Origin of the sequence: Pseudogracilibacillus auburnensis (assembly GCF_003201975.1) — a bacterium.
Lineage (GTDB): Bacteria > Bacillota > Bacilli > Bacillales > Amphibacillaceae > Pseudogracilibacillus > Pseudogracilibacillus auburnensis.
The window spans coordinates 17289-31297 of record NZ_QJJQ01000012.1 but is presented as its reverse complement, the minus strand read 5'-3'; the positions used below and the strand labels follow the sequence as shown (position 1 = coordinate 31297).

16 protein-coding genes are annotated in these 14009 nt (G+C 34.6%); all 16 read right to left on the bottom strand.

The genetic code is table 11. The features are described from left to right. Nucleotides 1-351: 351 nt before the first annotated feature. Nucleotides 352-2046 carry a DNA repair protein RecN gene (recN, locus tag DFR56_RS15325; protein ID WP_110396329.1) on the bottom strand — a complete coding sequence of 565 codons (1695 nt, stop codon included), beginning with the start codon at nt 2044-2046 and terminating at the stop codon, nt 352-354. Between the two features lie 34 nt (nt 2047-2080). Further along, nucleotides 2081-2530, bottom strand: a complete 450-nt coding sequence (ahrC, locus tag DFR56_RS15320) for a transcriptional regulator AhrC/ArgR (protein WP_110396328.1) — start codon at nt 2528-2530, stop codon at nt 2081-2083. Nucleotides 2531-2546: 16 nt separating this feature from the next. Next, the gene (locus tag DFR56_RS15315; protein WP_110396327.1) at nt 2547-3365 is read right to left on the bottom strand and encodes a TlyA family RNA methyltransferase; all 819 of its coding nucleotides are present in this window, start codon (nt 3363-3365) and stop codon (nt 2547-2549) included. Nucleotides 3366-3388: 23 nt separating this feature from the next. After that, on the bottom strand, nt 3389-3967 hold the full coding sequence (locus DFR56_RS15310; RefSeq protein ID WP_110396326.1) for a hypothetical protein: 579 nt from the start codon (nt 3965-3967) through the stop codon (nt 3389-3391). 702 nt (nt 3968-4669) lie between these two features. Continuing rightward, on the bottom strand, nt 4670-5554 hold the full coding sequence (locus DFR56_RS15305) for a polyprenyl synthetase family protein (RefSeq protein WP_110396325.1): 885 nt from the start codon (nt 5552-5554) through the stop codon (nt 4670-4672). A 5-nt stretch (nt 5555-5559) separates the two neighbouring features. Beyond that, the gene (gene xseB, locus DFR56_RS15300) at nt 5560-5790 is read right to left on the bottom strand and encodes an exodeoxyribonuclease VII small subunit (RefSeq protein WP_110396324.1); all 231 of its coding nucleotides are present in this window, start codon (nt 5788-5790) and stop codon (nt 5560-5562) included. Further along, nucleotides 5774-7132 (bottom strand): exodeoxyribonuclease VII large subunit, encoded by a 1359-nt coding sequence (gene xseA / locus DFR56_RS15295; protein WP_110396323.1) that lies wholly within the window; start codon nt 7130-7132, stop codon nt 5774-5776. Before xseA ends, xseB begins: the two co-directional genes overlap by 17 nt. Next, complete coding sequence (folD, locus tag DFR56_RS15290; protein WP_110396322.1) at nt 7125-7982, bottom strand: bifunctional methylenetetrahydrofolate dehydrogenase/methenyltetrahydrofolate cyclohydrolase FolD; 858 nt, start codon at nt 7980-7982, stop codon at nt 7125-7127. The genes xseA and folD overlap by 8 nt, the downstream gene beginning before the upstream one ends. An 18-nt stretch (nt 7983-8000) precedes the next feature. Further along, nucleotides 8001-8360, bottom strand: a complete 360-nt coding sequence (gene nusB / locus DFR56_RS15285) for a transcription antitermination factor NusB (protein ID WP_110396321.1) — start codon at nt 8358-8360, stop codon at nt 8001-8003. A gap of 141 nt (nt 8361-8501) precedes the next feature. Continuing rightward, nucleotides 8502-9857 (bottom strand): acetyl-CoA carboxylase biotin carboxylase subunit, encoded by a 1356-nt coding sequence (gene accC, locus DFR56_RS15280; protein ID WP_110396320.1) that lies wholly within the window; start codon nt 9855-9857, stop codon nt 8502-8504. Between the two features lie 19 nt (nt 9858-9876). Beyond that, a complete protein-coding gene (gene accB / locus DFR56_RS15275) occupies nt 9877-10380 on the bottom strand; it encodes an acetyl-CoA carboxylase biotin carboxyl carrier protein (protein ID WP_110396319.1) in 504 nt (167 codons plus the stop codon). Nucleotides 10381-10548: 168 nt separating this feature from the next. After that, nucleotides 10549-11097 carry a SpoIIIAH-like family protein gene (locus DFR56_RS15270; RefSeq protein ID WP_110396318.1) on the bottom strand — a complete coding sequence of 183 codons (549 nt, stop codon included), beginning with the start codon at nt 11095-11097 and terminating at the stop codon, nt 10549-10551. A 14-nt stretch (nt 11098-11111) separates the two neighbouring features. Further along, nucleotides 11112-11726 (bottom strand): stage III sporulation protein AG, encoded by a 615-nt coding sequence (spoIIIAG, locus tag DFR56_RS15265; protein WP_110396317.1) that lies wholly within the window; start codon nt 11724-11726, stop codon nt 11112-11114. After that, entirely contained in the window at nt 11723-12343 is a 621-nt protein-coding gene (gene spoIIIAF, locus DFR56_RS15260) for a stage III sporulation protein AF (protein WP_110396316.1), read from the bottom strand. Before spoIIIAF ends, spoIIIAG begins: the two co-directional genes overlap by 4 nt. An 11-nt stretch (nt 12344-12354) precedes the next feature. Then, nucleotides 12355-13560 (bottom strand): stage III sporulation protein AE, encoded by a 1206-nt coding sequence (spoIIIAE, locus tag DFR56_RS15255; protein ID WP_110396315.1) that lies wholly within the window; start codon nt 13558-13560, stop codon nt 12355-12357. Between the two features lie 39 nt (nt 13561-13599). Then, nucleotides 13600-14007, bottom strand: coding sequence for a stage III sporulation protein AD (gene spoIIIAD / locus DFR56_RS15250; protein ID WP_110396314.1), 408 nt, complete (start codon nt 14005-14007; stop codon nt 13600-13602). Between the last annotated feature and the right edge of the window lie 2 nt (nt 14008-14009).

Sequence of the window (14009 nt, the reverse complement as noted above, 5' to 3'; positions counted from 1 at the left end):
TCCACTCTCCTCTTTCTTTATCCCATACCTTTTATCCGTATCTTTAATTTGACCTAAAAGCCATTATTTTAAACGAGAGAAAGAAAAGAAAAGCTGTGTAACATTACCTGTATTTCAAAAAAAAGAACAGTTTAAAAAGCTTATTATAAAATGAGGGGTTCATAAAGGGTCAGTCTGTACGACAAAGGGAACGTTGAGCAATTAATTTTTCAACCGACTAAATGGTTTATCCTAACTATATAAGGATATAAAAGCATTCCGTATTCAACTAATACTGGCAATAAAAAAGAAAATCGTTGAACATGGCTTCCTTTTTATAGGTGTTACCATTGTCAACAATTTTCTATATGCCTACATCGATTTTTTAAAAGTATGTGTTAATGCTAATAATTGTTCAGAATGTTCAATGGCCGTTTCGGTTAATTTCGTTCCAGTCATCATTCTTCCTATTTCCTTCACTTTCTCATCCTTTGATAAATCCGTTATTAAAGTCGATGTTCGATTATTTAATGCTTGTTTTGAAATTAGTAAATGATGATCAGACATAGCAGCGACTTGCGGCAAATGGGTAATACATAATACTTGAGTTGTTTGCGAAATTTGATACATTTTTTCAGCAATGGCTTGAGCAACCCTGCCACTTACACCTGTATCAATTTCATCAAAAATAACCGTTAAAATTTGGTCATGTTTTGCAAAAATTTTCTTCAAAGCGAGCATAATTCTTGATAATTCCCCACCGGAAGCAATTTTATACAATTCTTTTAAAGGTTCCCCTAAGTTCGACGCTAACATAAATGTTACTTGATCAATCCCGTTCGCATGTAATAGTTGCTTATGATGTTCCTCGAACTGAACTGCAAATGTAGCATGTTGTAAATATAAATCATTCAGCTCTACTTTAATATCCTTCTCAAGCTGTTGAGCTGTTCCTTTTCGAACCTTATGTAATTTGTTTGCTACTTTTAATGCTTCGTCTTTTACATATTGTATGTCTTGTTCCATTTTTTCTAAGTGGGAATCTTTATGCTGAATTTCTTCTATTTCCGTTTTTATTCTGTTTTGAAAATCGATCATCTCCATAACGGTTGATCCATATTTTTTCTTTAAACGATTTATTTCATTTAAGCGAGCTTCGACTTCGTTTAGTCGGTCTTCATCGAAATGAAGCGTATCGATAAACTGACGGAGTGAAAAACTTACTTCTTCTAAATTAAAAAAAAGGCTAGAGACTTCTTCGGCTTTTTCTTGAATAAATGGGTCATACTTTTCCCCCTCTTGTAGGGCAGATTTAGCCATATCCATAAGCTCTAATGCTTTTTGATCCCCATATAAAACATAATAAGCCTCTTGAACAGTACGATACACTTTCTCATAATTAGCTAACTTATTTCTTTCCTCCGTTAAATGGATGTCTTCATTTTCAGATAAATTTGCCTCTTCAAGTTCAGCTAATTGAAATTGGAGTAAGTCTAGACGATGTGCCATTTCCTGTTCATTTTCACTTAATTGCTTATACTTTTCAGTTAATACAGTTAATTTTTTATACCATTTGTTGTATTGCTCCTTAATGGGAGCAATTTCTTTTTCATTGTATAAATCAAGTAACGGAAGATGAGTTTTACGATCCATTAATTGAATCGTGTCATGTTGGCTATGTATATTAACAATTGATTGACCAAATTCCCTAAGGATTGTTAATGTTACCATTTTCCCATTGATGCGACAAACACTTTTCCCTTGATTTGTGATCGTTCTTTCTAAAATTAACATTTGGTCTTCGATGTCTATGCCGTAAGTTTCACATAATTTTTTAATTTTGTAATGTTCTTTTTCCATTGTAAATAAACCAGTAATTTCTGCTTTTTTTTCCCCATGTCGAACAAAATCGACAGAGCTTCGACTACCTGTAAGAAGTTCGACTGCATCAATAATAATTGATTTTCCGGCTCCTGTTTCTCCTGTAAGAACGGTTAATCCATCGTGAAATGTTATCGATATATCGTCGATGATGGCAAAATTTCGAATTGATAGTTCCGTTATCATCGTGTCTCACCTCGTTAGCTTTGAAATAAGGTTTTTACAGCATTTGAACGAATCGTTCTTCAATGGCAAGTGCATTTTGTTCTGTACGGCAAATTATTAAACATGTATCATCCCCGCAAATAGTGCCCATTATTTCTTCCCAATCTAAATCATCAATTAATGCACCGATTGCGTTTGCATTTCCGGGCAATGTTTTTAAGACGATAAAATGATGGGCATGATCAATGCTTACGAAGGACTCCATAATTAATCTTCTCAGTTTATCTTTTGGATTAAATCGTTGTTCTGTTGGCGTGCTATATTTATATCTACCTGAAGATGAAGGTACTTTAACTAGGTGAAGTTCTTTAATATCTCGGGAGACGGTAGCTTGAGTGACTTTAAATCCTAAATTTTTTAATTCATCCACTAGTTCATCTTGTGTTTCAATATCTTGCTCAGTAATAATTTCCCTTATTTTTATATGACGTTTCATCTTACTCATTTTATACCTCCGATAATTACGCTTTTCTTAACGTTTCGTGAGCTTCACTTACAACTTCATTAATAACAACTTGCTCATCTACCTTTTCATCCTTATTCGTTACTTCCCATCCTAAATGGGCAAGAAACTCAATATTTCCTTCTCCTCCTGTTATTGGAGAATAAGTAAGGTTAAAAAATTGAAACCCTTCATTTTGAGCAAAAGAAATAATGTTCGTCAAAACGGCTTGGTGGATTTTTTTATCACGAATAATTCCTTTTTTACCGACCTGCTCTTTTTCTGCCTCGAATTGTGGTTTAATTAATGTGATCACTTCACTACCAGGTTGCAATATATCTTTAAGTACCGGTAAAATTAATCGTAACGAAATAAACGATACATCAATCGTACAAAAGTTTGGTAATCCTTCTAAAAATATCTCTTTTGTAGCATGCCGAAAATTCGTTCTCTCTTTAACAATGACTCGTTCGTCATTTCGCAATTTCCATGCTAACTGATTATACCCAACATCTACTGCATAAATTAATTTAGCACCATTTTGTAAAGAACAATCGGTAAAACCACCTGTCGAAGATCCGATATCGACGATCATTTTATTTTTTACTGATGTGTCAAATAATGATAACGCTTTTTCTAATTTAAAACCACCTCGACTAACGTAAGGTATTGTTCCTTTTACTTTGAGAGGAATCTCTTCATCCACTTTCATTCCCGGCTTGTCCAATCGTTCATTATTGGAGAACACGAGTCCAGCCATGATCATTCTTTTTGCTTTTTCCCGAGTTTCAATTAAGTTTTTTTTCACTAATAAAACGTCTAATCGTTCCTTTGCCATGTGATAATTATCCTTTTATGTCGTTATTTTTTTTTAGGTAATACTTTTATTTTCAGTTTTTTCTCTATAAAGAAAATAATTTTTCCTGCAATCATCATAATTTGGGTAGAAGAATTAATTGCAAAATATTTTCCTAACGCTTTTCCACCAACTGTAATCGCTGCAACAATACTCGTTAATACAATTGATAAGATGATTTGTATTTTTGGATCGCTTGTCCCACGAAGTATATGGGAAATTTCAATTATTACGATTGTAAGTGCACTTCCACTAACAATCCCTGAAATATCACCGATCACATCATTACAAAAGCTAGCAAATTTATCCGCATTCTTATAAATTTTTACAGCTTCTCGTGCACCTACTACCTTTTCTGCTGCCATCGCATGAAGTGGTGCTTCTTTTGCAGCGGTAGAAGCAATTCCAAGCATATCAAAAACAATTCCGATTAAAACAATAAAAAGAACTATAATCAGACCAATAATCCAGGAAACACTATTTAATATAGAGGAGGAAAAACTTGAAAAAATAGCCGCTAACACAAAAGTGATAACGGCTATGGTTAAACTAAATTTAATCGAACTTTTTATTTTATCGTTCATTCATTCCATCATACCTTACTGTTGATTATTGATTAAGTACGGGGAATGGCCATTTAAAAAGTTAAGACTGCGGCTTAGGTCCAGTAGGTTTTCCCAAGTAGATACCTGATGTTGCCATCTTAGGCAGTTCCCTTTTAAATCTACCTTAACTTGTCGCCAATAGTTAGACTGGATTACCACTTAGTCCGCACTATAATCCCTTTTAAATGTCTTATTCAGAACAGCCTAGGAGATTTCCTCTAACAGTCTTTAACCTATCCCTAGCCTCTTTTGCAGTACCGATTTCATAGAGATGGCTAAAGGTCATTAGTGGCCATCTAATCGACCTTTTTTACTCTAATCCCCTCGGATACCACCTCAAGGCAGGCTACGCTGTCTATTGAAAGACCATCCTTGTCTTTTTGGACAGGTTCATACCCCATTCCATAATTTCTGCTACGCTTAGCGTCAACTACAGAGATGGGCCTCCGCGGTTAATGGGTCAACGCCCACATGCCTTTGTGGATCGCCCATAAACCTTAACTCCCAGCACTGACCCAAGGCTGGGCGCCTCAAGCCAACACAAGGAACTTCATCGATATGCCCTTTGGCAGATTTTTAGGCCCGCCTTCAAGATAGGAGGACTGACTAGGATACTGCACCATTCCTTTTGTACTATTATTGTATCATGTCTCCATAAAAAAATCTATCTGACAAAAATAATTAATGGTCACGTTGACTGAAATAACGAAGTAATTCCAATAAGTGGGAATCGTCTGCATTTGCGGCTTGTAATGATTTGATTGCTTCTTCTTCATATTTTTTCTTTTGTGCTTTTGCACCATCTAACCCTAAAAGGTTTGGATAGGTGCTTTTTTCATTTTCGATATCACTTCCGACAGGCTTTCCTAATTTTTCTGGATCACCTATTACATCTAGTATATCATCTTGTACTTGAAATATAAGTCCTAAATAATAGGCAAATTTTCGTAAATGCTTTTGTTGCTCTGTACTAGCTTCTCCTAAGTATGCTCCAGCAACAATTGCAAACATAATTAATTTACCTGTTTTTAGTTCATGAATTTTTTCTAACTCTGTTAATGATACACTTTTTGTTTCTCCTTCTATATCTAATATTTGTCCTGCAACCATGCCTTCTGGCCCGCTTACTTTAGCTAAGGACTGAATGATATATGTTTTTTCTTTATCTGTTAACTCATCATCTTCTGCAACTATTTCAAAGCTATACGTAAGTAGGGCATCTCCTGCTAAAATGGCTGTCGCTTCATCAAATTTACGATGATTTGTTAATTTCCCTCTTCTATAATCATCATCGTCCATTGCTGGTAAATCATCATGAATTAACGAATATGTATGAATCATTTCAAGAGCGATTGCCGTTTTTAACACTTTTTTTGTATGAGAAGAAAAAGTATTAAAACTTGCAAGTAAAAGAATTGGTCTAAGTCTTTTTCCACCAGCAAATAATGAGTAACTTATTGAATCGTATAAATTTTTAGGAATATTTTTTCCTTCTAATATTGTTTCTAACTCCGTTTCAATCGTTTTTTTACCTTGTTCAATAAATTGATCAATTGATTTAGACACTATTTTTATTCCCCCTGTAATTCAAATGGCTCCATTTTTTCTTCTTGCAAAATTTGTGTCATTTTTTCTTGAGCATTTTTCAATATGTCATCACATAATTTAGAAAGCTTCATTCCCTCTTGATAATAATCAATCGCTTTTTCGAGAGGGACATCTTCTTCTTCTAATTTTAAAACAATTTCTTCCAATTTTGTTAATGCTTCTTCAAATGACATGCTTTTATTTTCCTTTGTCATCTTGGTCCCTCCTTATTTTTTTCACTTTACAGTAAAAGGATCCATCTAATAAGTGCACCCTCAACTGATCATTAATTTTTAATTGTTCCGTTGTTTTAATGAGTGTTCCCTTTTCAGTATAAGGTAAAGCAAAACCTCGTTTCATGATGTGTAATGGATTTAATAATGTCAGTTTATCGATGAACGATTGAATATCATGTTGTTTTTGCTGAACTTTCGTTATTGAGCTTTTTGTAAGAGCTTCCTTTGCATTGTCTACCCTTTGTTTCGCTTCTTGCCATTTCTTCTGTGGTTGTTCAAAAATTAGTCTTTGTTCTATTTGTTCAAGCGTAGTTCGTTTAGTCTTTTGTAACGAATGATAGCTCGTTACTAGCTTTTCCGTTAACCTGTCGATATATTGTTCTTTTTCATTTATTAAATGTTTTGGTAAGTGAAAGGCATATGATTGTCTTATTGCTTGTAACGATTCAGCTTTTTTCATCGTCGTTAGCTGTGTCAATTTCAATAACCTTGCTTTTAAATGATTCATATGCTCCCTTAAATCTTCCAAAGATGGGACAGCAAGTTCAGCTGCTCCTGTTGGTGTAGGGGCTCGTAAGTCAGCGACAAAATCACTAATAGTCACATCTGTTTCATGACCAATCGCACTAATGACCGGGATTTTCGAATGAAAGATAGCTTTTGCAACACCCTCATCATTAAAACTCCATAAATCCTCAATCGAACCTCCACCACGACCAACAATAATCGTATCGAAACCTTTCATTTGGTTTGCATGAATAATAGCATGTTGAATTGATTTTGCTGCTTCTTCCCCTTGTACGAATACGGGGATGATTGTTAATTGAACGACAGGAAATCTCCTTTTAATCGTTGTGATAATATCCCTAACGGCGGCACCAGTTGGTGATGTGATAACTGCAATATGACTAGGGAACTTTGGTATTTGTCTTTTATGTTTATCATCAAAATACCCATCTTTACTAAGTCTTTCTTTTAATTGTTCATAAGCTAAATATAAAGCTCCAATTCCATCAGGCTGCATCTCACGAATGTATAGTTGATATTGTCCATATGACTCAAAGACACTAATCTCACCTTTAATCAAGACATTCATCCCGTTTTCGGGTCTGAATTTTAACCTCCGATTATTGCCTGCAAACATTACCGCCTGAATTCTCGTTTGATTATCTTTAATCGTTAAATACATATGACCACGGCTATGATGGGTAAAGTTTGAAATTTCTCCTTTTAACCAAACTTCTTGTAGATGACGATCCATTTCAAGCTTCTTTTTAATGTATCTCGTTAAAGCAGTCACCGTTAAATAACGTTCATTCACCTTGTTTCAACCCTTTTGCTGCCTTGATCGTGTTTTTAAGTAACATCGTAATAGTCATTGGTCCAACTCCTTTAGGAACAGGAGTAATAAATGAAGCTTTCTCTTTGACATGATCAAAATCAACATCACCTGTCAGTCTTCCTTCAGCAGTACGATTGACACCAACATCAATGACGACAGCATCATCTTTAATAAAACTTGCATCAATCACATGCTCTTTCCCGATCGCAACAATAAGAATATCAGCTTGCTTTGTGTAACTTTTTAAGTCTTTCGTTCGTGAATGGCAATAGGTGACGGTAGCATTATTATTTAAAAGTAGTTGTCCCATCGGTTTGCCAACGATATTGCTTCTCCCAATAACTACGACATGTTTTCCTTCGACTTGAATTTTTTTAGATTGCAACATTGTCATAATCCCATAAGGTGTACATGGTAAAAATGCATCTTGACCAACCATCATTCGCCCAATGTTAATTGGATGGAAACCATCAACATCCTTTTTAGGATCGATTGATTCAATAACTCTTTGTTCGTTGATATGATCAGGAATTGGTAGTTGTACTAATATTCCGTGAACAGAATCATCGTTATTTAACTCATTAATTTTCGTCACTAACTGTTCCTCTGATATCGTTGTGTCCATGCGAATAATTTCCGATGAGATACCGACTTCAGTGGAAGCTTTTTCCTTACCGTTTACATAGGAATGTGAAGCAGGATCATCACCAATTAATATGACAGATAAATGGGCTGTTATCCCTTGCTTTGTTAATTGTTTTACTTCTTCTTTCATTTCTTCACGAAGTTGTTTCGCCAAATCTTTTCCGTTAATTATTTCTGCCACCATTATGCAAGAGCTCCTTTGTTAAAAAATGATTTTCGATAAAACACCATTAATAAATTTACTTGATTTTTCATCTCCATATGTATGAGCTAATTCAACCGCTTCATTAATTGATACTCCAACAGGGATGTCATCTTCGTATGTTATTTCATATGCTGCTATTCGTAATATTGTCTTTTCGACTAAGGCGATTCGGTCAAATGACCAGTTTTCAAGATGCTTACGAATAAGTTGATCTATTGCTTCTTTGTGTTGATTAACTCCAGTAACAATTTTTTTCATAAATGGGTCCATTTTTTCGCTGTTCATTGTTTGATCATCATTTATATCAAGCTGAAACAGATATTTAAATGCTTCTTCTCTAGCAGTTCGTCGATCCATGAAAGTTTCTCCTCTAAAATAATTTTATCTTTGAAGAAATCGTATCAAAATTTTGCGCACAATGCTAGACGAAACTATATTTGAAGTAGAAAAGTCAAAAGGAAAACTCCTTTTGACCTTTTAAGTAGTAACATTATTTTATTATTTCTTAGCTTCAATTGGGTGATCTTTTAGGAAGTTCGTGTTAAAGTCTCCTTCTTTAAAAACTTCATGATCCATAATAAGGGAATGAAACGGTATCGTCGTATGTACCCCTTCGATCACAAACTCATCTAAAGCTCGTTTCATCCGATTAATCGCTTCCTCACGTGTAGGTCCGTATGTTATTAGTTTTGCAATCATCGAGTCATAGAAAGGAGGAATGGCATAACCTGGATAAGCAGCAGAATCAACTCGAACTCCAAGTCCTCCTGGTGCTAGATACATGTCAATTTTACCAGGCGACGGCATAAAATTTTTAAACGGATCTTCTGCATTAATCCGACACTCGATCGACCAGCCATTAAATTCGATAGCGTCTTGTTCTATTGATAATTTTTCATTGTTGGCAATTTTAATTTGCTCTTTAATTAAATCAACACCAGTAACCATTTCGGTAACAGGATGTTCTACTTGAATACGTGTATTCATTTCCATAAAGTAAAACTCATTATTTTTTCGGTTAAAGATATACTCAATCGTTCCCGCTCCGACATAGTTTACTGCTTTTGCAGCTTTTACAGACGCTTCTCCCATTTGCTTTCTAAGTTCAGGATTAATAGCAGGAGACGGAGTTTCTTCAATTAATTTTTGTAACCGCCTTTGAATGGAACAATCTCTTTCACCTAAATGAATGACATTGCCATGTTCATCTGCAAGTATTTGAATTTCCACATGTCGGAAATCTTCAATATTCTTTTCTAAATATACTCCAGGATTGCCAAACGCAGTTTCGGCCTCTTTACGTGTTATTCTAAATCCATTCACTAATTCTTCTTCATTATAGGCAACACGAATACCTTTACCGCCTCCACCTGCAGTCGCTTTAATGATGACAGGATAACCAATTTCTTTCGCTACTTTTATCGCTTCTTCCTCATCATCTAAAATACCCTCTGAACCCGGAACAATCGGTACTCCCGCATCTTTCATCGTTCGTCTAGCAACATCTTTTATCCCCATCTTTTGAATCGCTTCAGGTGTCGGGCCAACAAATTTAACATTACATTCTTTACAAATTTCCGCAAAATCAACGTTTTCCGCTAAAAAACCATATCCGGGATGAATCGCATCTACCCCTGTAGATGTTGCGATTGTCATGATATTCGTTACGTTTAAATAACTTTCCGTTCCAGCAGCTGGCCCAATACAATAAGCTTCATCTGCAAGTTCAACATGTAATGCTTCTTTATCCGCTTCTGAATAAACTGCGACAGTTTGTATGCCGAGCTCCTTACAAGCACGAATAATACGGACAGCAATTTCACCTCTGTTAGCGATTAATAATTTTTTAATCACTTTATATCGTCCCCTTACTTTACTTTGTTTTAACTTTAAACAATGGTTGTCCATATTCTACTAGTTCGCCATCTCCAACTAGTACTTCCACAATTTCTCCGGTTATTTCAGCTTCTATTTCATTAAATAGCTTCATCGCTTCGACGATACAAACGATCGAGCTTTCATCAATTTTATGTCCAACTTCTACATATGCATCACTCTCAGGTGAAGGCTTACGATAAAATGTACCTACCATCGGGGAAACGATTTCAACAATCGTATCATCATTTGTTTCAACAACTTCTGTATCTGCTTGTTGTTTCGGTACTTCCTTCGTTACCACTTCTTGTTTTTCTTCTACAACAGGAGGTTGTACAACTTGTTTTGTATGTATGACTTCTTGTGCTACGCTTTCTTGTGCAGCAGTTTCTGTTGGTTTTTTAATTGAAATCGTTGTTCCACTATTTTCATAAGTAAATTCACTTATTGATGATTGATCAATAAGTCTAATTATTTCCCTTAATTCTTGAACTTTTAGCATGTTTCTAACTCTCCTTTTAGCATAATTTACGTATTTATATTATTTTAACATAATTTTTAGGTAATAACTGAAATTTATACGTATTGTCTATTTTTCATGATAGGCAGTATCCATTCTAACATAAAAATAAGTTCAGATGCTTTAGAAGCACCTGAACTTGAACTTATGTTAACTATTTGTTGCTTGAAAATTTACATCGACGACAATTTCACCTAATTCGTCTTTGACCATTTGCATAATCTTAACTGCATCTTCTCTTGGTAGATTATCGGTAATGACATGTACATGTACTTTATTTTCTTCTGCTCGTACAAGGACATCTTCATAATTTTCATTTGTCGCCAAAATCGTTTCTTGTAAGATCGTTTCCTTTGTGGTCATTTTTTCTAACTCGTCCATTTCATTGATAGCCTCATTTATTTCATTTGCTGTTGCACTACTTGATGCGACGATCTCTTTTAAACGATCTTTCTTAATATTTCTTTCATCCTCTAGTTCCATTCTTATCGTAGTAAATAATTCATTACTTTGAATTTCATTTATATCTTCTATTTCCACATCGTCATCCATTTGGTCTTGGTTCACTGTTTGTTCCGTTTCTTGATTCCCTGTATTAATATACGCTATATCTTCTGTATCTGACATCATATAATAGACGCTTAACACGATCATCAAACTTAACATCGTTAATAACCATACTGTTTGCTTTTTTAACATCCCATTTTCCCCTTTCACTTTGGCATAACCGAAATTCGATAGGTTGGTACATCTAACACTCTAGAGACAGATTCAACAATCCATTTTTTGACGGTGGCATTTTCTGCTCCTTTTGCAATGATAAACACACCTCTTACTTCAGGTTTTTTTGTATGGACTAATATTGGCACCTCCTGATCTCCTTGTCTTATATACACTAGTTTTGTTTCCCTTGTTTCATCCTCTACCTTTCGCATCCCACCATTTTTATCTGTTTCATCTGTCGTCTGCATTCCAAATATTAAGTCTTTCTCATATACATTCACATTTGTCGAATCGACATTGACCATGACTTCCACTTCAGAAACACCTTTGATTTGATTTAACATTGCTTGTAAATCTTTTTCATAACTTTCTTCAATTTCTGTTACATTCGTGATGAGGGACACTTCTTCAATATCCTCTTCATGGACAGTAGCGTCTGTTTCTTGATTTACCTTGGTCGGTAATTCATTTTTTGTTGATAATAAATTGCTCAATATAATGAGTAAGATCCCGATTAGAGCAATGACTAAAATATATTTTCGTTTTTTACCTTCGGAGCCAGTTTGTGAATAGTTTTCAATAAACTTGCGAATTTTTTCGATCAAGTCGCCCCTCCCTCCCAAATTATCTCAATTTGGTCTTTGTCAAATTCCCATATTTGCTCCAGCTTCTTTCGAATGCTTCTTATTTGGTTATTCTCTTCGTGGCTTTTCCTTTCTTGCTCTGTTTCAATAATGATTGGCTTAATCACTGATTGATCATTTAGTTCGTTTTCATTTGTTAATGTCACAATGATTTTTTCAAGGTTGTCATCTTTGTCCAACTCTTCATCACGCAAATCGAATGATATATGGACAATTTGAGCAGAGTACTGTTCCGATAATACGGGATTTGCTTCATTCATTAATTGTGTTTTAACCTCATTCCATATATATGCATCTTGTTCGGCTTGTATTTCTCTTTTTTGATTTTCTAATAAGTTTTTAGATTCTGTTAATGCATGCTGATCTTGAAAAATGGTTTGTTCTATCTTTTTTAGTTCTGTTGTAACATCGACTGAAAATAGATAAAGGATCGGTTTAGCAAGAATTAAAAGCAATAACAAACCAATGACGATATGGACATATTTTTTCATGGAATTATTTGGTATAAGCAACTCCATGATCGTGCCAATTAAAATAAAGACAATGATTTGCATAACCCATTCGGCTATAAGATTCATTATTTTTTCACCTATCTAAGCAAAAGCGGAATATTGCTTGCAACAGTTATAATGACAATCGATAAAAAAAACATAAATGTCACCGTGATTAAACAAGCCAACACATATAAAATATATTTACTAATGATATTTAAGCTGACGATAATAGGACTTTTTCCTAACGGTTGTAATAATGCAGCAGCTAATTTGTAGATGAGGGAAATGGCGACAATTTTGATTGCTGGAAAGACTGCAATAAAAACAACAATTAGTAGTCCAACGATACCAACCGCGTTTTTTAACAATTGAGCAGCCGTTAAAACTGTGTCCGCGGCATCTGTAAATGTTCTTCCGACAACCGGTATAAAGTTCCCTGTAATAAATTTAGTTGTCTTTAGGGCAACACCGTCTTGAATGGCTGTAGCGGTACCTTGGACAGACATTACCCCTAGAAATATTGTTAAAAACAGTCCAAGTGTTCCAAGGCTTACAGATTTAAATAACTCCGCTAAATGTGTCGCTTTAAAATGTTCATTTAAGTGACTGACAATCACTAGTAAAGCTGATAAATAGAGTAATGGAAAAACAAAACTTGTCATTAAAATCCCACTTACATGGATTAAAAAGATAATGACCGGATGAAAAAAAGAAACAGTAATTATTTGTCCAGATGTGGCAATTAATCCTAACATTAGCGGTAATAAAGCGATCATAAAATTACTCATCGTTTCGATCGTCTCTTTAGCGTATGTGAAAACTAAGTAAAAACTATTTAACGTAATGTATATTAAGACGATATAGACGACAAAATAAGCAATTTTACTAACAACACTTTTTTCAAAAGCTGCATGCATCGATTGTAAAATAACAGAAAATAGTGTGAGAATAATTAAATTGCCTAGTAATTTTCCATTAATAATTAATTCATGCAACAAAAACTTTATCATCCCTGTAAAACTTGATTTTAACGAGATGGAATCATCGTCTTTGATTAAATCAGCAACATTTTTGTTTGAAACATCTGGAATAAACTCACCATACTCACTACTAATTTGTCCCCAAAAGTCATTAATTTGTTCCAGTGTTAGCTTGTCCAATATTTTTTCATCTAGGTCTTCTTCTTGGTCAACAACCATTATTTCATCTTGGTCCGTCTCTGCTTGAACGACAGCCGGCAACATAAAAAAAAGCAAGCTAGTTACAAGGAATACATTTAGTTTATTTCGATTTATTTTCATCCATCTGTTATGACCCCTTTCTACTTATAGTAGTACGATTTATAGGAAATGATTCCCCGAAGTTGGGATAAAATTGATAATCACTTCAACAACTGCACTAATGATCGGAATGGCTAAAAGTAAGATGAAAATTTTCCCTGCAAGTTCTACTTTTGATGCTACAGATGCAAGCCCCGCATCTTTTGTTACGTTTGCGCCTAGTTCTGTAATATAAGCGATACCGATTATTTTTAAAATGGTTTCTAAATAAAACGAATTAATTGTTGCTTTGTCTGCCAATGATGTAAGTAGCTGAATAATGATGCCAATTTGTTTAACGACGAGCATTAAAATAAGGACACTCGTAATCAAAATGATAACAAAGGCAAATGTTGGTTGAACATCTTTTAAAATGATGTATAGTAATGAAGCAATAATACCAATTAATACGATTTGGATGATGTCCATCT